The organism is Dietzia sp. UBA5065 (assembly GCA_002415925.1).
GTDB lineage: Bacteria > Actinomycetota > Actinomycetes > Mycobacteriales > Mycobacteriaceae > Dietzia.
This window is the reverse complement of the sequence record DIAZ01000057.1, coordinates 4,993-26,601: the sequence shown is the minus strand read 5'-3', so window position 1 is coordinate 26,601 and position 21,609 is coordinate 4,993. Positions and strand designations below refer to the sequence as shown.

Sequence of the window (21,609 nt, the reverse complement as noted above, 5' to 3'; positions counted from 1 at the left end):
GGCCTACGCGCTTTCCATGCGCCGGCGCCGGTCCTCGTCGGCGAGCGCATCGAGCACCGCGTCGAGATCGCCGTCGAGGACCGAGTCCAGGTTGTGTGCCTTGAATCCGACACGGTGATCCGCGATGCGGTTCTCGGGGAAGTTGTAGGTGCGGATCCGCTCGGAGCGGTCGACGGTCCGCACCTGGGTGGCCCGTCCTTCGGAGGCCTCGGCGCTCGCCGCCTCCTCCGCCGCGGACTGGAGCCGGGCGGCGAGGACCTGCATCGCGCGCGCCTTGTTCTGCAGCTGGCTGCGCTCGTTCTGACACGTGACGACGGTGCCGGTCGGCAGGTGCGTGATCCGCACCGCCGAATCGGTGGTGTTGACGCCCTGGCCGCCCTTGCCCGATGACCGGTAGACGTCGATCCGCAGGTCCGACTCGTCGATCTCGACCGGGCCCACGTCCTCCGGCTCGGGGAACACCAGCACCCCGGCCGCGGACGTGTGGACCCGCCCCTGGGACTCGGTCACCGGGACGCGCTGGACGCGGTGCACGCCTCCCTCGAACTTCAGTCGCGCCCACACGCCGTCGCGTGAGGGCTGCCGGGACCGGATGGAGAAGGAGGCGTCCTTGTACCCCCCCAGGTCGGACTCGGTCACCCCGAGGACCTCCACCACCCAGCCGTGCTTCTCCGCGTACCGCGTGTACATGCGGGCCAGGTCGGCGGCGAACAGCGCGGACTCCTCGCCGCCCTCGCCGGACTTGATCTCCATGAGCACGTCGTCCGCGTCGTGGGGATCGCGTGGTGCCAGCAGGTCCGCGAGCTTCGACTCGAGCGCGGCCGCCTCCGCGCCCAGGCGCTCGGCCTCCGCGTGGAAGGAGGAATCCTCGTGGGCGAGCTCCCGCGCCGCCTCGAGGTCGTCCCGGGTCGACACCAGCGCCCGGTGGCACTGGACCACGGGCGTGAGCTCGGCGAATCGCTTGCCCACCCTCCGCGCCGCGGCCGCGTCCTCGTGCAGGGCAGGGTCCGACAACTGCGCCTCGAGCCCCCCGTACTCGGAGAGGACGTCGTCGATCGAGGACGGGGACCGCCCCGGGGGCTGCGTCACTCCTCGTCCTGCGGCAGGCTCGGCGTGGTCTTGGCCACCTGCAGCAGGAACTCGTAGTTGGTGTTGGTCTTGCGGAGCTGGGACATGAGCAGGTCGATCGCCTGGTGCGAGTCGAGCCCCGAGAGGACCCGGCGGAGTTTGTGCATGATGCCGGCCTCCTCGGGCGTCATCAGCAACTCCTCCTTGCGGGTGCCCGACGGTCCCACGTCGACCGCGGGGAACACGCGCCGCTCCGCGATGCGCCGGTCCAGCTTGAGCTCGGCGTTACCCGTGCCCTTGAACTCCTCGAAGATCACCGTGTCGCCCGCCGACCCGGTCTCGACCATCGCCGTGGCGATGATCGTCAGGGAGCCGCCGTTCTCGATGTTGCGCGCCGCGCCGAGGAAGCGCTTGGGCGGGTACAGCGCGGTGGAGTCGACGCCACCGGAGAGGATGCGGCCCGAGGCGGGCGAGGAGTTGTTGTAGGCGCGGCCGAGGCGGGTGATGGAGTCGAGGAGGACGACGACGTCCTGGCCCATCTCCACCAGGCGCTTCGCCCGCTCGATCGCCAGCTCCGCCACCTGCGTGTGATCCGACGGCGGCCGGTCGAAGGTCGAGGCGATGACCTCGCCCTTCACCGATCGCTGCATGTCGGTGACCTCCTCGGGCCGCTCGTCCACGAGGACCACCATGAGGTGACATTCCGGGTTGTTGATCGCGATGGCGTTGGCGATGTTCTGCAGGATCGTGGTCTTACCCGCCTTGGGCGGGGAGACGATCAGCGCACGCTGACCCTTGCCGATCGGCATGATCAGGTCGATCACGCGCGTGGAGATGATGTTCTTCTCGGTCTCCAGCCGCAGTCGCTGGTTGGGGTAGAGCGGGGTGAGCTTGCTGAAATCCGGACGGTTCCGGGCCTGATCGACCGGTCCCCCGTTGACCGAGTCGATCCGGACCAGCGGGTTGAACTTCGCGCGGTTCTTCGCGCCCTGGCCGCCCTGGCCTCCCTGACCGCCGCCCTGCCCCTCGGGCTGGCCCTCGCGGGGCGTCTTGACCGCGCCGGTGACCGCGTCGCCGCGGCGGAGGCCGTGCTTGCGGATCATGTTCATGGAGACGTAGACGTCGTTCGAGCCCGCGAGGTAGCCGGAGGTGCGGACGAACGCGTAGTTGTCGAGCACGTCGAGGATGCCGGCGACGGGCTGGAGGACGTCGTCCTCCCGCACCTCGGTCTCGCCCTCCACCGGGCGGCCGCCGCCGCCACCACGGTTGCGCTCGCGCCGACGACGGCTCCGGCGACCCCGGCCGCTGCCGTCGTCGTCCCGGTTCTGGCCGTCCCCGCGCGGACCGTTGTCGCCGCCCTGGTTGCCCTGGTTCGAGTCGTCGGCCTGCTGATCGCGGTTGCGGGCGCCCTGCTGGTCGCGGTTCTGCTGATCGCGGTTGCGCCCGTTCTGCTGTCCGGATCCCTGGTCGTCCCGGTTCTGGCCGCCGCGACGCTGACGGTTGCCCTGGTTCTGATCCTGCCCCTGGTTCCGGCGTTGGTTCTGGGCCTGGTTCTGACCGTCTCCCCCGCCACCGTCGGCGCGACGCGGCCGGTCCCCCTGGGACTGCTTGCCGTCGCGATCCTGGGCGTCGTCGCTCGACCGCGCATCCTCGCCCCGCTGACCCTCGTCGCGCTGCCCCTCGTCGCGCTGACCCTCGTCGCGGGACTGGGACTGCTGGCGCCGGGGCTGCTCCTCGCGCCGGGGTTCCTGCGCGGCGGGCGCCGACTGGGCTGCGGCGGGGGCCTTCCCGCCGCGGGCGCCGTCGATCATCGCGACGAGATCGCCCTTGCGCTTGCCGGAGAGGCCCTTGAGGCCCATCTGCTGCGCCAGCGACTTGAGGTCCGCCAGGCGCATCGCTGCCAGTGCGGCACCCTGCGGCGGGGTGGAGGTGGTGTCCGTCGAGGTCACGGGGGTCCTTTCTGGGCTCGTACCGGGGCGGCGAGCGCCGCCTGGCATCGAGCGTCTGTCCGGGACGCGGACTGGGCGTCCCGGGTGGCCGCTGGGGCCGTCCACGGCGGCGGGTGAGCCGGACGTGGAGTCGTCTGAGGGGGATCCACTCGAGGTGACGCCTTCCGGGGCGACGGGATGGTGACCGTCCACTCCGGTGGGGAACCACTCACGGGCACGGGATCCCTGGTGGCCACTCGCCGATCGGCCGCTCCCGCCGGGACCCACCCACACGCCGCCTGCGGCGACGAAGGTGTTCTGGAGCAGTCTCGGGCTACGGGGACGACCGGGCGTCCGTGGCTTAGAGAAGCATACTACCCGCACGCCGCGTCCACGCGTGTCCCCCTGGCGAGTCGGCTCCGCCGTGGAGGTCCCCGCACCGATCACCGGTACCCTTCCAGCCATCGTCACGCGCCACTTCCGGGGAGGTCCGATGTTGGGAACGATGCTGGACACGCCCCTGCTCGTGTCGCGGATCCTCACGCACGCCGCCGAGCGCCACGGGCAGTCGACCCTCACCGGGTTCGTGGGCGACCTCCAACCCCGGACCTCGCGGTATGACGTGATCGCCGCGCGCGCGGCCGCCACCGCCCACGCCCTCTCCGAGCTCGGGGTCACCAGGGGCGGCGTGGTGGCGGTGCTGGCGGGTAGCCGGAACGAGGTCGTCGAGGCGATGTTCGCGGTCCCGTCGATGGGGGCGGTCATCCTGCCGCTCAACATCCTCCAACCGCGTGACGTCCTCGCCTCGGCCCTGCGGGACAACCGGGTGTCCGTCCTGCTCGTCGACCCGGAGTTGATCCCGCTCGCGCTCGAGGTCACCGCCCACCTCGAGCACGTGCGCCACCTCGTCGTCGTCGACTCCGACCTGCCCCCCGCTGGCGGTGACGCGACCGGGGGCGCCTCGTCCGCGCGGATCCACGCCCTCGAGACCCTCCTCGACGGGCACCCCACCACCTACCCCTGGCCGGATCTCGACGAGCGCACCGCCGCGGCGATCGCGTACACCTCGGGCACCACCGGGACCTCCAAGGCCGTGGCCTACACCCACCGCTCCATCTGGCTGCACTCCATGCAGATGTGCATGGCCGAGAGCGCAGCCCTGACCAGCGGCGACTCCGTTCTCACGACCGTGCCGATGTTCCACGTCATGTCCTGGGGACTCCCGTACGCCGCGTTCATGGCCGGAGCGAGCCTCATCACCGCACGCCCCCGCCCCGGACAGGCGTTGGTCACGGGCCGGGACCTGGCCGGCCTCCTGGCCACCCACCGCCCCAACAAGATGGCCACCACCCCCGCGTCGCTCCAACGGCTGCTGCGGTGGTTGGAGAACCACCCGCAGCCGGTCGGCCACCTGGGAGAAGTGCTCGTGGGCGGTTCCGCTCTCCCCGAGGCCCTCCTCGACGCCTGGGTGGAACGCCACGGGGTGACCGTCCTGCAGGCCTACGGCCTCACCGAGTCCAGCCCGATCGCCACGTTCGCCCGGGCCGACCCGCACTCGTCCGCGACCGAGCGGCGGGCCCAGATCCTCGGACAGGGGAGGTTCCCCGCCGGCGTCCAGGCGCGCGTGGTGGACGAGGGCAGGGTGCTGCCGGATGACGGGTGGTCGGTCGGGGAACTCCAGATCCGGGGGCCGTGGGTGACGGCGCGATATCTCGGCGACGCGGCCACCGACCGCTTTGTCGACGGCTGGCTGCGCACCGGCGACATGGCCACCATCTCGCCGAAGGGGTATCTCGACGTGGTGGACCGGGTGGATGACATCATCGCCTCCGGCGGGGAGCTCATCTCCTCCGTCGAGCTCGAACACGCCGTGCTGACGGACGACCGGGTCGCCGACGCCGCGGTGGTCGGCGTGCCCGACGAGCGGTGGGGCAACCGGCCGCTCGTGCTGATCCAGCTCAAGTCCGGGGCCAACGCCACCGCCCGCTCCCTGTGGGAGGGCTTGCACGGGACGCTGGACCTGTGGAAACGACCGGACCACTGGGCGTTCGTCGAGGACATCCCGCGCACGTCGGTGGGCAAGTTCGACAAGCGCGAGATCCGCTCCCTCCACGCCTCCGGCGCCTACGCGGTCACCACGATCTCGCCCGGTACCACGCGCTGACCGGACCGACGCGGCCCGGCCCTCAGGCGTCCGGGACCACCCGCGCGCCGTCGGCGATCCTCAGATCCAGGACCCTCCACCCCTGGGCTTCGGCCTCCCGACGCAGGTCGACCGGGAGCGACGCGGTGTCCAGGACCAGGACCGTGGGCCCCGCCCCGGAGACCGTCGCCGCCAGGCCCCGCTCGCGGAGCCGTCGGATCCACTCGGTGGTGCCCACGAGCGCCGGGGCCCGGTAGCCCTGGTGCAGCCGGTCCTCGGTGGCGGCCAGCAGGAACTCGGGGTGCGACGCGAGGGCCACCGACATCAGGGCGGCCCGGCTGGCGTTGAAGGCCGCGTCCTCGTGCGGGACGGTCTCGGGGAGCAGACCCCGGGTCTGGGCCGTCGAGGACGTCTCCTCCGGCACGAGCACGGTGGCGACGATCGACGGGTCCACGTCCATCCGCACCGCGCGATACGTCACGGTCCTCGCCGAGCGCTCGGTCCACGAGACCACCACGCCCCCGAGCACGCTCGCCGCCGCGTTGTCCGGGTGTCCCTCGAACTCGCTCGCGAGCTGGACCAGGCGATCGTCGGTCAACACGCGGCCCATGAGTCCGTCCGCCGCGACCAGTCCCCCGACCGCCGCGGACGCGGACGACCCGAGTCCCCGCGAATGCGGGATCGCGTTGACACAGCTGATCCGCACACCGGGGGCACCCATCCCGCCGGCCCGCAGACCCGCCTCCACCGCCTTGGCCACCAGGTGCGACGCGTCGGTCGGCACCTCCCCGGCGCCCTCACCCGACACCTCGAGCTCGAGCCCGGACTCGATGACCGTCACCGTGATGGTGTCGTACAGGCCGAGCGCCACGCCGAGGGCGTCGAATCCCGGACCGAGGTTGGCGCTCGACGCGGGGACCTCCACCGTGACCGCACGACCGACCGGGAGGATGCGCCCGCCGGAACTGCCGAAGACCTCGGGACCGGATCCGTGCACCTCGCTCACTCCAGGCCGAGCGCGCCGGCGACGGCCGACGGGTCGACGGGGATGGGCTCGACCTCGGGCATCCCCAGGAGCGCGGTGTCCGGGTCCTTGAGGCCGTTTCCGGTGACGGTGCAGACGATGGTCTGCCCCGCCTCGAGCTCCCCGTTCGAGTGGGCGTCGAGCAGCCCCGCGACCGACGCCGCCGAGGCCGGCTCCACGTACACGCCGTCCCTGCCGGCGACCATGCGGTACGCCTCGAGGATCTGCTCGTCGGTCCGCTTGCGGAAGCTCCCCCCCGACTCGTCGCGGGCGGTCACGGCGCCGTCCCACGACGCCGGGGATCCGATCCGGATGGCCGTCGCGATGGTCTCCGGGTTCTTGACCGGGGCGCCGTCGACGAGGGGTGCCGCGCCGGCCGCCTGGACTCCCATCATCCGCGGCCGCGCCGCGATGATCCCGTCCGCGTGGTACTCGCTGTACCCCTTCCAGTACGCGGTGATGTTGCCCGCGTTGCCGACCGGGAGGAAATGGAGGTCGGGGGCCCGTCCCAGCACGTCGACGATCTCGAACGCGGCGGTCTTCTGGCCCTCGATCCGCACCGGGTTGACCGAGTTGACCAGCCCGATCTCCGCATAGGTCGCGGTGGTCTTGCGCGCCAGTTCCAGGCAGTCGTCGAAGTTGCCGTCGACCTGGATGATCGTGGCACCGTGCATGACCGCCTGCGCCAGCTTCCCGGCGGCGATCTTGCCCTGCGGGATCAGCACCGCGCAGCCCATCCGGGCACGCGTGGCGTATGCCGCCGCGGACGCCGACGTGTTGCCCGTCGAGGCACACAGCACGGCCCTCTGGCCCCGCGCCTTGGCGTCGGTCACGGCCATGGTCATCCCGCGGTCCTTGAAGGACCCGGTCGGGTTCAGCCCCTCGACCTTCAGGTACACCTCGCACCCGGTCAGCTCGGAGAGGTACGTCGCCGGGAGGAGAGGCGTCGCGCCCTCGAAGAGGGTGACGGGCTCCCAGTCCGGGCCGATCGGGAGCCGGTCGCGGTACGCCTCGATGAGGCCCGGCCAGCGGGTGTGTACGGGCTTGTGGGTGGTGTTCATTCGGTGTCCACTCCCTCGAGTCGGATGACGCTGGTGATGACCGTGACCGCGTCCTGGTCGGAGAGCGCGGCGACGGTGTCGGCGAGCGCGCGCTCGGAGGCCCTGTGGGTCAGGACGGTGAGTTCGGCGGTGGGCTCGGAATCGTCGACCTCGGCCTCGGGCACCTCGACCTCGGTCTGGCGGACCTGCGCGATCGATACGCCGTGGCGCGAGAACTCGGCCGCCACCAGTGCCAGGACACCGGGCTTGTCGGCCACGCGCATCCGCACGTGGTAGCGGGTGGAGACCTCGTCCATCGAGGCCACGGGCAGGGCCGCGTAGGTGGATTCGCCGGGGGCTCGACCCGAGTCCACCTTGTTGCGTGCGGCGGCGACCATGTCACCGAGGACGGCCGACGCGGTCGGGGCCCCGCCGGCACCCTGTCCGTAGAACATCAGCCGGCCGGCCGCCTGGGCCTCGACCACCACCGCGTTGAAGGCTCCGTTGACCGTGGCGAGCGGATGGTCGTCGGGCAGCAGCGCCGGGTACACGCGCGCGGACACCGCCTCGGTCCCGTCCGCCCGGCGCAGCTTCTCGCAGATCGCGAGGAGCTTGATCGTGCAGTCCATGTCCCGGGCCGAGGCGAAGTCGTCGGGGGAGATCCGGGAGATCCCCTCCCGGTAGACGTCCCCGGCGGTGACCCGGCTGTGGAAGGCGATCGAGGCGAGGATCGCGGCCTTGGCCGCCGCGTCGTAACCCTCCACGTCCGCGGTCGGGTCGGCCTCGGCGTACCCCAGCCGGGACGCCTCCGCGAGGGTCTCCGAGTAGTCGGCGCCCGTGGATCCCATCTCCGAGAGGATGTAGTTGGTGGTGCCGTTGACGATGCCCAGGACCCGCTCGACCTGGTCACCCGCCATGGATCGCCGCAGGGGTCCGATCACGGGGATAGCGCCGGCCACGGCCGCCTCGAAGTACAGGTCGGTCCGGGTGGAGTCCGCCGCCTCGGCGAGCTCGTCCGTGTACTCCGCCAGCAGCGCCTTGTTGGCCGTGACCACGGCCTTGCCGTGGCGCAGCGCCTCCAACAGGAGTGGGCGGGGCACGTCGATGCCGCCCATGAGTTCGACGACCACGTCGACGTCCTCACGGGACACGAGCGAGGCCGGGTCGGCCGTGAGGAGATCCGGATCCACGCCCCTGTCCCGTGTCAGATCGCGGACCGCGACGCCGCGCAGGGCCAGCGGGGCGCCGATGCGGGAGGCGAGCGCCTCCGCGTTCTCCGTCATGTAGCGGATGACCTCGGTGCCGACGGTGCCCATCCCGAGCACCGCCACCCCCACGGGTCGCACGCCAGACGCCGTTGCGTCGCTCACTGTCCCACCTCCAGGCTCGTCAGATCGTCCAGGGTTTCACGGCGGAGCACCAGGCGTGCCCGTCCGTCGCGGACCGCCACCACCGCGGGGCGCCCGATGAGGTTGTAGCGGCTCGACATGGAGTAGCAGTACGCCCCCGTGGCCGCCACGGCGACCAGGTCACCCGTGCCCACGTCCGCGGGCATCCAGAGGTCACGCACCACCACGTCCCCGCTCTCGCAGTGCTTGCCCACGAGCCTCGCGACGACGGCCTCCGCGTCGGAGATACGGCCCACCAGTCGGGCGTCGTAGACGGCGTCGTAGAGCGCGGTCCTGATGTTGTCGCTCATCCCGCCGTCGACGCTGATGTAGCGGCGGCTCTCACCGCCCGCGAGCTCGACGTCCTTGACCACGCCGACCTCGTAGAGGGTGACCGTGCCGGGTCCCGCGATCGCGCGACCCGGTTCCACCACCAGGGTCGGAGGGGCGAGCCCGACGTCGCGGGCGAACCCGTCGACGATGTCCGTCAGCGCCGCGGCCAGCTGCGCGACCGGCGGCGGGTCGTCGGACGGGACGTAGCTGATGCCCAGACCGCCGCCGAGGTCCAGGTGGTCCAGCTGGGCGGTGCGTTCGACACCGAACTCGTCGACGATGTCGCGGAGGAGGCCGATCACCCGGCGGGCCGCGAGTTCGAACCCGTCGACGTCGAAGATCTGCGAACCGATGTGGCTGTGCAGGCCGGTGAGTCGGATGTGCGAGGCCTCGAACACCGCGCCGACGGCGTCCATCGCCGCGCCGCCCGCCAGCGAGAACCCGAACTTCTGATCCTCGTGAGCCGTGGCGATGAACTCGTGGGTGTGCGCCTCCACGCCCACGGTCACCCGGATGAAGACGTCCTGGACCACACCCTCGTCGGCGGCGATGCCGTCGAGGAGCGCGATCTCCGACATCGAGTCGAGCACCACGTGGCCGACACCGCTACGCACCGCGAGCCTGAGCTCCTCGGCCGACTTGTTGTTGCCGTGCATGGTGATCCGCTCGGCGGGAAAGTCCGCGCGCAGCGCCACCGCGAGCTCGCCGCCCGAGGCGACGTCCAGGCTCAGTCCCTCCTGCGCGACCCAGCGTGCGACCTCGGTGCACAGGAACGCCTTGGAGGCGTAGTGGACCCTGTCGGCGCCCCCGAAGGCCCGGGCCATCTCGCGGCAGCGGGAGCGGAAGTCGTCCTCGTCGATCACGAACAGCGGGGTTCCGAACTCGGCGGCCAGGTCATCCGCAGCGACCCCCGCGAACTCCACCACCCCGTCCACGCGCCTGCCCGCTCCTCGCGGCCACACGGCGGGGTCCAGGGCCATCACGTCCGCCGCGGTACCGGGCCGCTCGCCGATCCCCGGGGCGTGGGGGAACTCGTGCCGGGACCCGGCCGGATGCGCGCTCACATCTTCTCCGGTGCGCTGACGCCGATCAGGCGCAGGCCGTTGGCGAGCGTCTGCCTGGTCGCCGAGCTCAGCGCCAGCCGGGCGGCGTGCAGCGGCCCCGCCTCCTCGTCACCCATGGGCAGAACTCGACAGGTGTCGTAGAAGCGGTGGTAGGCGGCGGCGAGCTCCTCGAGATACCGTGCGACACGGTGCGGCTCGCGGAGATCGGCGGCGCTGGCCACGATCTGGGGGAACTCGCCGATCGTCCTGATGAGCGCACCCTCGCGGTCCTCGACCAGCAGGGAGAGGTCGGCGGCCTCCGTGGTGACGCCCAGGTCCGCGGCGTTGCGCGCGAGCGAACACAGCCGCGCATGGGCGTACTGGACGTAGAAGACCGGGTTGTCGTTGGTCGCCGAGGTCCACAGCTGGAGGTCGATGTCCATGGTCTGGTCCACCGAGGAGCGGATGAGCGCATACCGCGCTGCGTCGACACCGATCGCGTCCACCAGGTCGTCCAACGTGATGACGGTGCCGGCGCGCTTGCTCATCTTGACCGGGACACCGTCGCGCACGAGGCTGACCATCTGCCCGATCAGCACCTCGATCGTCGCCGGATCGTCGCCCAGGGCCGCCGCGGCCGCCTTGAGCCGGGCGATGTACCCGTGATGGTCCGCCCCGAGCATGTAGATGCACAGGTCGAATCCGCGTTCCCGCTTGTCCAGGAAGTACGCGATGTCCCCCGCGATGTACGCGGCGTTGCCGTCGGACTTGAGGACAACCCGGTCCTTGTCGTCACCGAAGGCGGTCGAGCGCAGCCACCACGCACCCTCGGACTCGTACAGGTTGCCGTTGTCCTTGAGCGTCTGGACCGCGCGGTCCACCGCCCCGGAGGTGAACATCGAGTTCTCGTGGGTGTAGACGTCGAAGACCGTCCCGAACTCCGCGAGCGAGGCCTTGATGTGGGAGAACATCATGTCGACGCCCGCCGCGCGGAAGGTCTCGAGCCCGTCCTCCCGCGTCTCCTCGAGGACACCGGGGTGCGCGGCCACCACTCGGGCCGCGATCTCCTCGATGTACGCCCCCGCGTACCCGTCCTCCGGGGTCGCCTCACCGCGGGCGGCGGCGGCGAGCGACCGGCTGAACCGGTCGATCTGGGCGCCGTGGTCGTTGAAGTAGTACTCGCGGGTCACCTCCGCGCCCGAGGCCTCGAGGACGCGACCGAGCGCGTCACCGACCGCCGCCCAACGGGTGCCGCCGAGGTGGATCGGACCCGTGGGGTTGGCCGACACGAACTCCAGGTTCACCCGCCGGCCGGCCATGGCGCCGCCGTTGCCGAACGCATTTCCCTGCTCGATGACGGTGGCGACGAGCGATCCCTGCGCACCCGACTCGAGTCGGATGTTGAGGAAGCCGGGGCCGGCGATCTCCGCCGAGGCCACGCCGGGATCCGACACGAGCGCGGTGGCCAGGTCCTGCGCGAGGTCCCGGGGTGCCACCCCGATCTTCTTGGCCAACTGGAGCGCGATGTTGGTCGCGTAGTCGCCGTGCTCGGGGTTGCGGGGCCGTTCCACCGTCACCGTCTCCGGCACGACCGAGGTGTCGGCTCCGCGTTCGGCGAGAACGTCGATGAGTGCGGCACGGATGACGGCGGCGAGGTCAGCGGGAGTCACGTCTTCCTATCCTAGGTGTCCGCACGTCGACAGGGGAATCGGCGGCCGCCGGGACCCGGCCTGTCGGGACCGCGCGGGGCCGATGCGGTTCCGCCTCCCGGCCGGTGCTACGATCGGTCTCGCCGTTGGGCAGGGTGATCCCACGATCGCCACGCCCGGACGGCCTCCGGTCTTCGGACCGGTATCCCGCCCTCGTAGCTCAGGGGATAGAGCGTTGGTTTCCGGTACCAAAGGTCAGGGGTTCGATTCCCTTCGGGGGCACCACACGGGAAGGGCCCGGGCTCACCAGCCCGGGCCCTTCCCGTTTCCCGTTTCCCGCTGAGAGCGCGAGCCCGGGACTCGCCGAGCCCCGGTGATCAGCTGGGCAGGGTGATCTTGTCGACTTCCCCGATCCGGGAGACCACCCGGTCGTAGATGTCGGTGAGCTGGCGGATCTCCTCCTCCGTCACGACGTCGACGAAGAGCTCACGGACCTTCTCAACGTGCTTCGGGGCCACCCGGGCGATCGCGTCGGCACCCTCCGCGGTGAGGGTGACGATCGTGCCACGCCCGTCTTCCGCGCACTCGCCCTTCGAGACCAGACCCCGGCCCTCCATACGCCGGACCTGATGGGACACGCGGCTTCGATCCCAGCCGAGGACCGCGCCTAGATCGCGGGCACGCAGGCCCCGCCCGTCGGTCTCGCTGAGGCTGACCAGAACCGAGTAGTCGGATTGCGACATCGACGCGTCCCGCTGGAGCTGCCTCTCGATCGCGAGCTCGAGGAGCTGATTGACATCCCTGTACCGGCGCCACATGCGCTGCTCTTCTTCGCTCAACCAGCGTGTATCGCTCATGGGCCTATTACAGCACGGAATGTGAACCGCTCTTTCATCAGGCGACCTCCGCGCATTCTCAGTCCCCGGTCGCACCCGTTCTGCTCATGACGTGGGTACGCGCGCCACCGATCCCCGCGAACCGCGCGCGATCGCAGGTGAGAACGATCACCTGGGACGTCGCCGCGGCGGCCGCGATGACCGCCCCCATCGTCAGGCGGCGAGTCGGATCCGTGTAGCCCATCGTGTCGTCGAGGAATACCGGGACGCCGTCGTCCCCGACGATCCTCGCGCAGGCGATCCGCACTATCACCGCGAGTTGCTCGCGCGCGCCACCCGACAGCGCGTCGTAGTCCACGGTCACCTCTCCGATCCTGCGGCTCAGTATGGTGAGATCCTCCCCCAGGCGCACATCGAACTCGCGCCCGTAGACCAGGGACCCCAGCTCGAGAACGGCACGGTGGAAGGGCTCCTGGTAGGCCAACAACGCCTCGGCACGACGCTGGACCAAGGTGCGGTGGAGGAGGTCCGCTGCGCGGGCACGCCGCCACAGCGCGTCGTTCTCACGCCCCGCCGCGTCGGTCTCACGCTCGGCCACCGCGACGTCCTCCAGCCTGCCCTGGTCACCGATCGCGTTGACCCGACCGAGAGCCGTCGCCACCGCCGCCGCGGCCTCCCGTTCCTCGGCGACCAGCACGTCCAGGGACGCCCGCGCATTGTCCAGCAATCCCGGTGGCGCCTCGGCCAGCGCCTCGTCCAACCCCGCCCTGGCGACGGTCGCCGCCGTCCTGGTGGAATCCGCAACGACCCTCGTCTGCTCCACCGCCACCGCGAGGTCGTGGTCGGGTACCGCGTCCCGCGCCGCGGCGAGGGCGTCCTCGCACTCCCGAAGTCGCTCATCCGCCTCCCTGAGCAACGCGGTGCGGGTGGCCGCGTCCGTCCTCAGGGTCTCCGCCTCCGCCGAGGCCGCCCGGTCCTCCGCGCGGCACCGGGCCAGGTGCTCCTCGGCGGACGCGGACTCCGCGGCGAGATCCCCGATCGAGCCTACGACGGGCCCGGCGGAATCCCCACAGTCAGCGCCCTCCGCGGCGGTGGGCGGCTCGGCGTCCGCGCCAGAGGCGAGCATCGCCCGCCTGCCGACCAGATCCTCTGGGGTGTCCCCGGCGAGGAGGTCCGATCTCCGCCGCCGGAGCGCGGCGATGTCGGCGCGGAGTTCCGCCGAACGCCCGGCCCGCCGCTCAGCGTCGGCGGGCGAGTCGAGCTCGTGCTCCTCGAGGAGACGGTCCAGCACGGTGCGCGCGCGGGCCTCCGCGCGGCGGACGGAGTCCGTGTCGCCGGCGGGCACGACAGTGAGGGAGATCGAGCCCATCTCGAACACGGTGTCCTCGACGATCTCCCGCGCCCACCCGTCCGCCACATCGATCGGATCACCTCCGACGCGGATCTCGCCGACACCCGCGACCTCGACCCGGGGTGCACTGGCCGCACTGCGCACCACCGCCTCGCGCAGGGCGGCGTCCGCATCGCGGATCCCGTCGAGGACGTCCGCCGGAAGATCGATCTCCGCGAGCTCTGCCTCCCGCTCCGCGAGCGTCTCCCCCACGTCCCGCAGGGTCGCCAGGAGCGCGTCGAGGGCCGCCAGGTCCGAGCGTCGGCGGTCCCGCTCGCGGGCCACCCGCTGCGCATCGAGCAGGGCCCAAGCGGTGGTGACGCGCGTCTCGGCGGCCTCCAACGCGGACCGTGCCTCTCCGGCCCGCGCCTGAGCCGGTTCCAGCCTCCGCCCCGCGGCCTCGGCCGCATCCCGGAGCGCGGTCCGCCTGACCTGCTCGCGGTCGCGTCGGGCGAGGAGCTCCGCGCGCTCGCGCCGAGCACGGCTCGATGCCTCGTGTGCGATCGCCGCGCGGTCGGCCTCCGCCTCCGCGGTGCTGCAGCGGTCACGGTGATCGGCCACCACCCGATCCGCCTCCTCCAGCCTCGTCACCTCCGCCTGGACCGTGTCGAGCGCTGCCTGCCTCCCCTCATGGGACGCCTTCCTCTCGGCGTGTTCGGCCACCGCCGTGTCGAGTTCCGCGAACCGCGCGGTGGCCTCGGCCAGTGCCGTCCGGGCGTCGGCCAGGCGCGTCTCCGAGCGCGCCAGATCCCCGGTGGGTTCGCCTCTGCGGGCCGTCAGGTAGCGGTTCCGCTCCTCCTCGACGCGCGTGACCAGGGTGTCGTCTCCCGTCGGGTCGTTTCCGCCCGCAGCGGCGTCCAGCGCTCGGCGCAGCGAGCTCAGGCCGCCGCCCGCATCAACCTGACCGATCGGGTCGTCCTGAGCCACGCGCAGCGCCTTCCAGAGCGAGCGGTCCACCCGACGATCGAGGAGGTCCCGCACGTAGTCGTGCGCGTCATCGCCGGTCAGCGCCGCCTTCGCCGAACCCGTGAACTCGAGCGAAGTGCGCTTTCCCCTGACGAACTCCTTGCGGTAGCGCATCCGCTCACCGTCGACGGTGAACTCGGCCTCGACCACCACGGGGACGTCCCTGCCGACGGGGCTCGCGGCCTTGATCTCCGCGCGCGACGAGGACGCCTTGTGCTCGAGGAGCATCTCGAGGGCGTCCATGAGGCTCGTCTTCCCCGATTCGTTGGGCCCCTCGATCAGGAAGACGCCACGGGACGGGAGGGTCACCTCTTCCCGTCCGACGCCCCGGAAGTCCTCGATGCGCAATCGGTGCAGGATCATCGGACACCCCCGTCCACGAGCCGGTACAGCAGACTGAGCGCGTTCCCGGCGTCCTCGGAGTCGGGTCCGGCCCCGGCCGCCTTGGCCACGAGATCCTCGACGGCCCGCCCCGCGTACCCGTCGACGAGGCCCGTGAAGTCGGAGTCCTCGGCTCGCACGACCAGGTGGGTGAGTCTCTCCCTCAGGTAGGCGGAGGCGAACAACGCCGACCACGTCTCCAGGAGGTCGTCGATCCTCGCGCGCAGAGCCACCCCGACGGTTCCCGTGAGACCCAGCTTGAGAACGGTGCGGGGTTTGTCGTCGATCGAGTCGACGAGCTCGGCGAGCGCGTCGAGGTCCGCCTCGGTCTCGATCTCCGCGGTGAGCGCCCTGAAGGACCACCTCCCGGTCCTCAGCCTGGTCACCTCGCAGTGCCGCGGCTCGCCGGGCGGTGCCGTTCGCGCGAGTTCGACGAGCAGTGCGTATCCGGAGTCCCGCTCCTTGTCGTCGAACGCCGTCGTCTCCGGGCTGCCGGAGAACCAGATCCGGTGCCCCGACCCGACCCTGGTGACCGAATGTCGGTCCCCCAGTGCCACGTAGTCCACGAGCCCGGCGTCGACCGCATCCTCCACCGCCTCGACGCGGATCGCTTCCACCGACGGCGAATCGCCACCGTAGACCGCGTCGGTCCCGCCGTGGGCGACGAGCACCCGGAGTCGGTCGGTCGGTTCCAGGTCCGCCAACAGCGCCGGCAGCCGGCCCGGGTCGGGGCGTTTCGAGGTCCACGGGACCCCGACCACCTCGACACCGGGGACCACCTCGACCGGACCGGTGCCGTCGAGCACGATCACGGATCCGTCCGCGATCACCGACGCGAAGTCCCGACAGCGGAAGACGGACGACACATCGAGGGGGTCGTGGTTACCGGGGAGGATGACCACGGGGACGGGGAACGACGCGAGAGCCTCCGCGGTGCGTAGCACGACCGATCTGGGGACCGCGTTGTCCTCGAAGGCGTCACCGGCCACCACCACGAACTCGGCTCCGTGCACGGTGGCGAGGTCCCCCAACGCCGCCACCGCCGCCAGCCTGTCCGCCGTGTACACCGCCTGCGACTCCGCCCCGAGGAATCGCCGGGTCATGCCGAGCTGCCAGTCCGCCGAATGGATGAACCGGGCCGTGCCGCCGTTCCGGGAGTTGCTCATGGCCGCATAGTAGGGCGGGGGTCCGACACGCCCCCGCGGGGCGGCCGCCGGGAGGTGGGCGTCACCGCGGCCTGTACCGCGAGAAGGCGTCGAGGAAGTCCTCCAGGTCCGCGACCACGCGGAGCTGCTCGAGTGGATCTCCGGTGGCGGCCGCTGCGACCCTCCGGGTGACGGGGGCGTCGAGCAGATCCTCCAGCCCGGCGGGATCGGGGTCGGGGACCGTCGGGAGCAGCAGCGGCTCGCGACCCCACAGGCTCTCCTGGACGTCGAACGCCACGCCGTCGGAGCCTTGCGCCCCCGCTCCCCCGAGCACCGCACCGAGTTCATCCGCGCGGAGTCCCCGGAGGGCGAACAGGACCTCGGGGGAGACGTCCCACCACTCGACCATCACGTAGGACGCGGCGAGCACGTGTCGGCAGGGCCCGGGGTGCACCGGGCACCCACACCGATACGAGGTGGACCCGCGGACCGCGGGCATGAGGAGGAAGCCCACGGTGTCGGAGTACGAGCCCGACAGCGCGCCCAGCACGCCGCCCTCCTCCCGGCGCAGGGCGGCGCGGAGGGCGTCGGAATCCGTCTGGTCCACCGGCGCGAACTCGAACTCGACGGTGAACGGATCGGGACGACTGCCGTCGACATCGCAGCGCACGGTCCGGCCGGAATGTTCCAGCGAGAGCACACGTCCGCTCCGGGCCTCCTTGCGAGCCAGGTACACCTCGCGCCTGTCCACCCCTGCCTCGAGGTCCGCGGACCACCGGCGGCTCCACATGTGTGTCCCGAACGGCCCGGCTTCCGACCGGGCGGGGATGCCCGTCCGTCGGCTCACGGCTCGTCGTTCCCCTCGTCGGTGAGTCCGACGAGCGCCGCCAGGCCGGCATCGTCCAGCTCGGTCAGTGCCCCCGCGAGCGGCCCCAGCGTGAGCTCGGCCAGTTCGCGTTTGGACTCCAACAACTCGTCGATCCGGTCCTCGACCGTGCCCGGCGCGACCAGCGTCCGGACCTGCACCACCCGCGTCTGGCCTATGCGGTGGACGCGGTCGGTCGCCTGGTTCTCCACGGCCGGGTTCCACCACCGGTCCAGGTGCACGACGTGGTTGGCCTCGGTGAGCGTGAGACCGGTTCCACCGGCGCGGAGTGACGCGAGCATCACCGGCGGACCGTCCGGCGCCTGGAACGCCTCCACCATCGCGGCTCGGCCGGCCGCCGTGACGCCGCCGTGGAGGAACGGCACCGCGGTGGCCGCCCGTCGCTCCACCATCGGCAGGATGAGGTCGCCGAACGCCCGGTACTGCGTGAACAGCAGGACCTTCTCCCCCGCCTCGAGGATCTCGGTGAGCACCTCGTCCAGCGCCGCGAGCTTTCCGGACCGGTGACGGCCTCCCCGCAGCAGGGCGGATCCGTCCCCCAGGTAGTGCGCCGGGTGATTGCAGACCTGTTTGAGCGCGGTGAGCCCGGACAGGATCGCACCCTTCCGCGCGGCGCCCTCGGACTCCTTCACCTGTTCCATCATGTCCTCGACCACCGCCAGATACAGGGTGGCCTGCTCGCGCGTCAACGGGGAGTCGACGCGGATGTGCTGCTTCGCGGGCAGGTCGGCGGCCACCCTGGGGTCGGATTTGAGGCGGCGCAGCACGAAGGGGGCGGCGAGGGCGCGCAGGCGGGAGGCCGCGGCCTCATCGCGATGGGATTCGATCGGGACCGCGAACCGCGCGCGGAACGTGCTCGCCGACCCGAGCAGCCCCGGGTTGGCGAAGTCGAGCACCGCCCGCAACTCGTCGAGACGGTTCTCGACCGGGGTGCCGGTGAGGGCGATCCTGTGTTCGGCGGGGATGGTCCTGATGGCGCGGGAGACCGCGGTGGTCGGGTTCTTGACCGTCTGCGCCTCGTCGGCGACCAGCCGTCGCCACGGCACCCCGGCGAGGAGGTCGGCGTCGCGGGAGGCGGTTCCGTACGAGGTCACGACGAGATCCGCCGCGGTCATCTGATCGGCCGCGCCCGCCCCGGTGTCGCGGCCCGGCCCGTGGTGGACGAGCACACGCAGTGCCGGGGCGAACGTGGCGGCCTCGCGCGCCCAGGTGGTCACGAGGGTCAGCGGTGCGACGACCAGGGTGGGCCCACTCCGCCCCTCCAGATGCTCGACGGCGGTGAGGGCCAGGACCTGCATGGTCTTGCCCAGCCCCATGTCGTCCGCGAGCACCGCCCCCGTCCCCGCTGTAGCCAGGGCCGCGAGCCACCGCACCCCCTCCGCCTGATACGGACGTAGAGTCGCACGGAACCACTCCGGGAGGACCACGGGGGACGACGACGAGGGGAGCCACCCGAGGGTCGTGGGCGCCTCGATCTCCACGCCCTCCGCCTCCTCGGACATCAGCGCCCCGACCAGGGCGGGTGCCGTGACCCGCTTCCCCCGCCGGGCGGCGAGGAACCTCGCCGCCCTCCTGAGCGCTCCCGCATCCGCCCGGACCCACTGACCCCGGAGCCGGACCAGATCCGAGGCCGCGTCGAGCAGGAGCCGGGCCTCGACCTCATCGAGCGGGGTGTCGTCGACGACCATCTCCCAGTCCACGTCCGCGAGTTGGTCCAGACCGAGCCTGTGTCCCGAGTCGACGGCCTCGGTGCCGGGGTCCTTCACCGCGACCCTGACCGCGGTCCTGACCCTGGTCCACGCCCTGGGCAGGAGGACCTCGACGCCCCGCCCGCGCAACGCCTCGACCCCCTCGTCGACCAGGTCCACGACGAGTCCGGGGGGCAGGAGCAGATCCGCGCTCCCCGCCGCGTGCGTCGCACGGGACAACGGCGGCCACGAACGGACGGCCCTGTCGACCACGTCCCGTACCGGTCCGGCCACCGCCGACGCGTCGGCCAGGCCGGTGACCGGGCGGAGCGAATCGGCACCCGTCCGCACGAGCACCTCCAGCCGCCAGAGGATCCCCTGGCCGGTGGTCGAGCCACCGACCGGATCATCCGGGGCGTCGTCGTCGCCCGACGGTTCCATCAACCGGAAGACCACCTCGACGTCCCGTGCGGCGGCGGCGCGGCCGAAGTCGCCGATCGCCTCGGCCAACGGCTGCCCCCCCGAGGCCACCTCCCCCCCGGTGACGAGCGCCCCGCCCAGCTCACTCCGGCGGTCGGCGGCGAGCGGCGCGAGCGCGGCCCTGGCATGGTGGTCGGCCAGGGCCGACAGCAGCCGGTCGAGTTCCTCGCGGGTGGAGACCAACCCGTGGCACCGGGTGAGACTCTCGGCGCTCCACGCCGCGACGACCGGCGAGGAGACGAGTGCCCACGACGCGTCCCAGCCCCCGTCCTGCCGGGACAGGACGGGGACGACGTGACCGGTGGAGACGAACGCCGCCACCCCGTCGGACAGAGCGGACAGTGCGCGTAGGCCGGCCCCGACCCAGCCATCGTCCACATCGAGCAACCCGCAGAGGTCCACTGCGGCACCGACCGACACCCGGATCCCGGGCACGGTAGCGGGTCTCGCCCGGCCCTCGATCACGGCGCGGACACCGATGCGGTGCGTGAGCCGGTAGCCCTCGAGGAGGTCGATCACACGGGCCGGAGCCCCGGCGCGGGCGACGGCGGTGACGGACGCGGCCGGCGCCACGGACTGTGGCCGACGCAGGCCCGTGTCGCACCAGAGCCCCACGACCCCGGCCTGCCAGACGGCGTGAAGACGGGGATCGGCGGGTGGGGACACGACCACATGTAAGCACGGAGGTCCGACAGGGTGCCGTACGCGGGGTGCCGTACGCGGGGCCCCGTCGGGGAACCGCGGTTCTCCACAGCCCCCGGCCCGTCCCCAGGCGTCGCGCGCGTGCAGCCCTGTCCCGCCACGAGGCGACACCCGGGCCCGACACTCGGTCGATGACGTGCGAATCGCCCTCCCGGACCCCAACACCAGGGTCGCCCCGACCTCGGCCGCCCGTGGCCCGTCGAGCCTCGGCCCTCGCGGTGCTGACCCTGGCGGCGGCGTGCGCCGTCGTGTGGTCCGGCGACCGGCACACCCCGGTGCCCGGAAGCCCCGGACGTGAGAGCGTGGCCCCGCTCCTCGCCCATGTCGAGGTGGTGGGCGAACGCGTCCCGGTGCCGGGGTACCAACGGGACTGCTCAGGGGAATCCGCGTGCGTGTTCGGTCCGGCGTGGAGCGACGCCACCGGCGCGCCGGGCTCGGGGAACGGATGCTCGACCCGCCAGGACGTCCTGTCCCGGGACCTCCGCGGAGCCGTGACCGATCCCGACTCGCCGTGCACGGTGAGCGGCGGCATCCTGGTGGACCCCTACACGGGCCGGGTGGTGGACGTGGAGCGCACCGGGGTCGGGGGGATCCATGTCGACCACGTCTTTCCGCTCTCCGCCGCGTGGGACCTGGGAGCGTGGCGCTGGTCCGCCCGGCGTCGCGCGGCCTTCGCCAACGACGTCGACAGGAACCTCATCGCCGTGACCGGATCCGTCAACACCCGCAAGAGCGACTCGACTCCCGCGGACTGGCTGCCCCCCGATCCCGGGCGGCACTGCTTCTACGCCGCCCGGTACCTCAGCGTGGCGGTGGCCTACGGGCTTCCGGTCACCGCCGCGGATCACGAGGCCCTCGGAGAGGCGGTGCGACGCTGCCCCCGCGGCGGGTAGGCGCGGGGGCAGCGGGGTCGGACTCCGGTCAGAGCGTTACTGGCCGCGGACGCCGGTCACCTGCGGCCGGTGACCACCGCCTACCGTCAGTGGCGGTCCGAGCCGCCACCGGAACGGCCACGGAAGCCGCCGCCTCCGCCGCCGCGATCCTCTCGGCGGTCCCCGCGCCGGTCGCTCCGGCGATCGCCACCACGGTCGCCGTGGTCCCCACTGCGGGGGCGTCCACCGCCGCGCTCGTCACGGAAGGACGACGGCCGGCCCGCCGGAGGACCCGAGTCGGGACGGATGTCGATCTCGGCACCGGCGACCCGGATACCGCGCATCGACTCGATCTGATCGCGGGAGAGCCCGGCCGGGAGCTCGACGATCGAGTGGTCGAACCGGATGGAGATGCGACCGATGTCCCCACCGCTCAGACCGGCCTCGTTTGCCAGGGCGCCCATGATCGAGCCGGGCTTGACGTTGTTCCGCTTACCGACGGCGATCCGGTACTCGGCCATGTCCTTACCCGACCTCGACGGTCGAGGACCGTCCGAGAAATCGCGTCCCGGTCGCTCCCGGCGGTCGTCCCGCCGGTCGTCCCGCCGCCCGTCACGGCGGTCGTCCCGCCGGTCGTCGCGGCGGTC

Annotated in this window: 15 protein-coding genes and 1 tRNA gene; 3 read left to right on the top strand and 13 right to left on the bottom strand. The window is 72.0% G+C overall.

The genetic code is table 11. The features are described 5' to 3' along the window. Positions 1-3: 3 nt before the first annotated feature. Both prfA and rho read right to left on the bottom strand, forming a co-directional pair. On the bottom strand, positions 4-1,089 hold the full coding sequence (prfA, locus tag B4M60_RS04140) for a peptide chain release factor 1 (RefSeq protein WP_291080553.1): 1,086 nt from the start codon (positions 1,087-1,089) through the stop codon (positions 4-6). Beyond that, positions 1,086-3,065 carry a transcription termination factor Rho gene (gene rho, locus B4M60_RS04135; protein ID WP_414646726.1) on the bottom strand — a complete coding sequence of 660 codons (1,980 nt, stop codon included), beginning with the start codon at positions 3,063-3,065 and terminating at the stop codon, positions 1,086-1,088. Before rho ends, prfA begins: the two co-directional genes overlap by 4 nt. Before the next feature lie 424 nt (positions 3,066-3,489). Between rho and B4M60_RS04130 the strand changes: the two genes are divergently transcribed. Further along, the gene (locus B4M60_RS04130; protein ID WP_291080551.1) at positions 3,490-5,160 is read left to right on the top strand and encodes a long-chain-fatty-acid--CoA ligase; all 1,671 of its coding nucleotides are present in this window, start codon (positions 3,490-3,492) and stop codon (positions 5,158-5,160) included. A 22-nt stretch (positions 5,161-5,182) separates the two neighbouring features. On the opposite strand, the gene thrB is transcribed toward B4M60_RS04130, so the two are convergent. Genes thrB through argS form a run of 5 tightly spaced genes read right to left on the bottom strand, consistent with a single transcriptional unit; the run spans position 5,183 to position 11,637 of the window. After that, entirely contained in the window at positions 5,183-6,145 is a 963-nt protein-coding gene (gene thrB / locus B4M60_RS04125; protein ID WP_291080550.1) for a homoserine kinase, read from the bottom strand. Continuing rightward, positions 6,142-7,224, bottom strand: coding sequence for a threonine synthase (gene thrC, locus B4M60_RS04120; protein ID WP_291080548.1), 1,083 nt, complete (start codon positions 7,222-7,224; stop codon positions 6,142-6,144). Before thrC ends, thrB begins: the two co-directional genes overlap by 4 nt. Then, a complete protein-coding gene (locus B4M60_RS04115; protein WP_291080547.1) occupies positions 7,221-8,573 on the bottom strand; it encodes a homoserine dehydrogenase in 1,353 nt (450 codons plus the stop codon). The genes thrC and B4M60_RS04115 overlap by 4 nt, the downstream gene beginning before the upstream one ends. After that, positions 8,570-9,988: a diaminopimelate decarboxylase gene (lysA, locus tag B4M60_RS04110; protein ID WP_291080545.1), complete on the bottom strand. Its 1,419-nt coding sequence runs from the start codon at positions 9,986-9,988 to the stop codon at positions 8,570-8,572. Before lysA ends, B4M60_RS04115 begins: the two co-directional genes overlap by 4 nt. Further along, the gene (gene argS, locus B4M60_RS04105; RefSeq protein WP_291080543.1) at positions 9,985-11,637 is read right to left on the bottom strand and encodes an arginine--tRNA ligase; all 1,653 of its coding nucleotides are present in this window, start codon (positions 11,635-11,637) and stop codon (positions 9,985-9,987) included. The genes lysA and argS overlap by 4 nt, the downstream gene beginning before the upstream one ends. 188 nt (positions 11,638-11,825) lie before the next feature. Here argS and B4M60_RS04100 point away from each other — a divergent pair. Continuing rightward, positions 11,826-11,901 (top strand) — tRNA-Arg (locus tag B4M60_RS04100). Between the two features lie 92 nt (positions 11,902-11,993). Here B4M60_RS04100 and B4M60_RS04095 read toward each other — a convergent pair. The 5 genes from B4M60_RS04095 to B4M60_RS04075 all read right to left on the bottom strand — a co-directional run bounded on the left by B4M60_RS04095 (position 11,994) and on the right by B4M60_RS04075 (position 20,054). Further along, complete coding sequence (locus tag B4M60_RS04095; RefSeq protein ID WP_291080541.1) at positions 11,994-12,473, bottom strand: MarR family winged helix-turn-helix transcriptional regulator; 480 nt, start codon at positions 12,471-12,473, stop codon at positions 11,994-11,996. A 58-nt stretch (positions 12,474-12,531) separates the two neighbouring features. Continuing rightward, a complete protein-coding gene (locus tag B4M60_RS04090) occupies positions 12,532-15,171 on the bottom strand; it encodes an AAA family ATPase (protein ID WP_291080539.1) in 2,640 nt (879 codons plus the stop codon). Next, positions 15,168-16,355, bottom strand: a complete 1,188-nt coding sequence (locus B4M60_RS04085; protein WP_291080537.1) for a metallophosphoesterase family protein — start codon at positions 16,353-16,355, stop codon at positions 15,168-15,170. The genes B4M60_RS04090 and B4M60_RS04085 overlap by 4 nt, the downstream gene beginning before the upstream one ends. A 61-nt stretch (positions 16,356-16,416) precedes the next feature. Then, positions 16,417-17,181 (bottom strand): hypothetical protein, encoded by a 765-nt coding sequence (locus B4M60_RS04080; RefSeq protein WP_291080536.1) that lies wholly within the window; start codon positions 17,179-17,181, stop codon positions 16,417-16,419. Further along, positions 17,178-20,054 carry a DEAD/DEAH box helicase gene (locus B4M60_RS04075; RefSeq protein ID WP_291080535.1) on the bottom strand — a complete coding sequence of 959 codons (2,877 nt, stop codon included), beginning with the start codon at positions 20,052-20,054 and terminating at the stop codon, positions 17,178-17,180. Before B4M60_RS04075 ends, B4M60_RS04080 begins: the two co-directional genes overlap by 4 nt. Positions 20,055-20,281: 227 nt before the next feature. On the opposite strand from B4M60_RS04075, the gene B4M60_RS04070 reads away from it, so the two are divergent. Beyond that, positions 20,282-20,983: an HNH endonuclease family protein gene (locus tag B4M60_RS04070; protein ID WP_291080533.1), complete on the top strand. Its 702-nt coding sequence runs from the start codon at positions 20,282-20,284 to the stop codon at positions 20,981-20,983. An 86-nt stretch (positions 20,984-21,069) separates the two neighbouring features. Here the strand turns inward: B4M60_RS04070 and B4M60_RS04065 are convergent. After that, positions 21,070-21,609: DbpA RNA binding domain-containing protein (locus B4M60_RS04065; RefSeq protein WP_291080531.1), on the bottom strand; the 540-nt coding region annotated here is incomplete at its 5' end.

Bases quoted from the DNA above. Each gene is read 5' to 3' on its own strand.
- thrC (WP_291080548.1), bottom strand. From the start codon at position 7,224: ATGAACACCACCCACAAGCCCGTACACACCCGCTGGCCGGGCCTCATC.
- B4M60_RS04095 (WP_291080541.1), bottom strand. From the start codon at position 12,473: ATGAGCGATACACGCTGGTTGAGCGAAGAAGAGCAGCGCATGTGGCGC.
- B4M60_RS04090 (WP_291080539.1), bottom strand. From the start codon at position 15,171: ATGATCCTGCACCGATTGCGCATCGAGGACTTCCGGGGCGTCGGACGG.
- B4M60_RS04085 (WP_291080537.1), bottom strand. From the start codon at position 16,355: ATGAGCAACTCCCGGAACGGCGGCACGGCCCGGTTCATCCATTCGGCG.
- rho (WP_414646726.1), bottom strand. From the start codon at position 3,065: ATGCCAGGCGGCGCTCGCCGCCCCGGTACGAGCCCAGAAAGGACCCCC.
- B4M60_RS04130 (WP_291080551.1), top strand. From the start codon at position 3,490: ATGTTGGGAACGATGCTGGACACGCCCCTGCTCGTGTCGCGGATCCTC.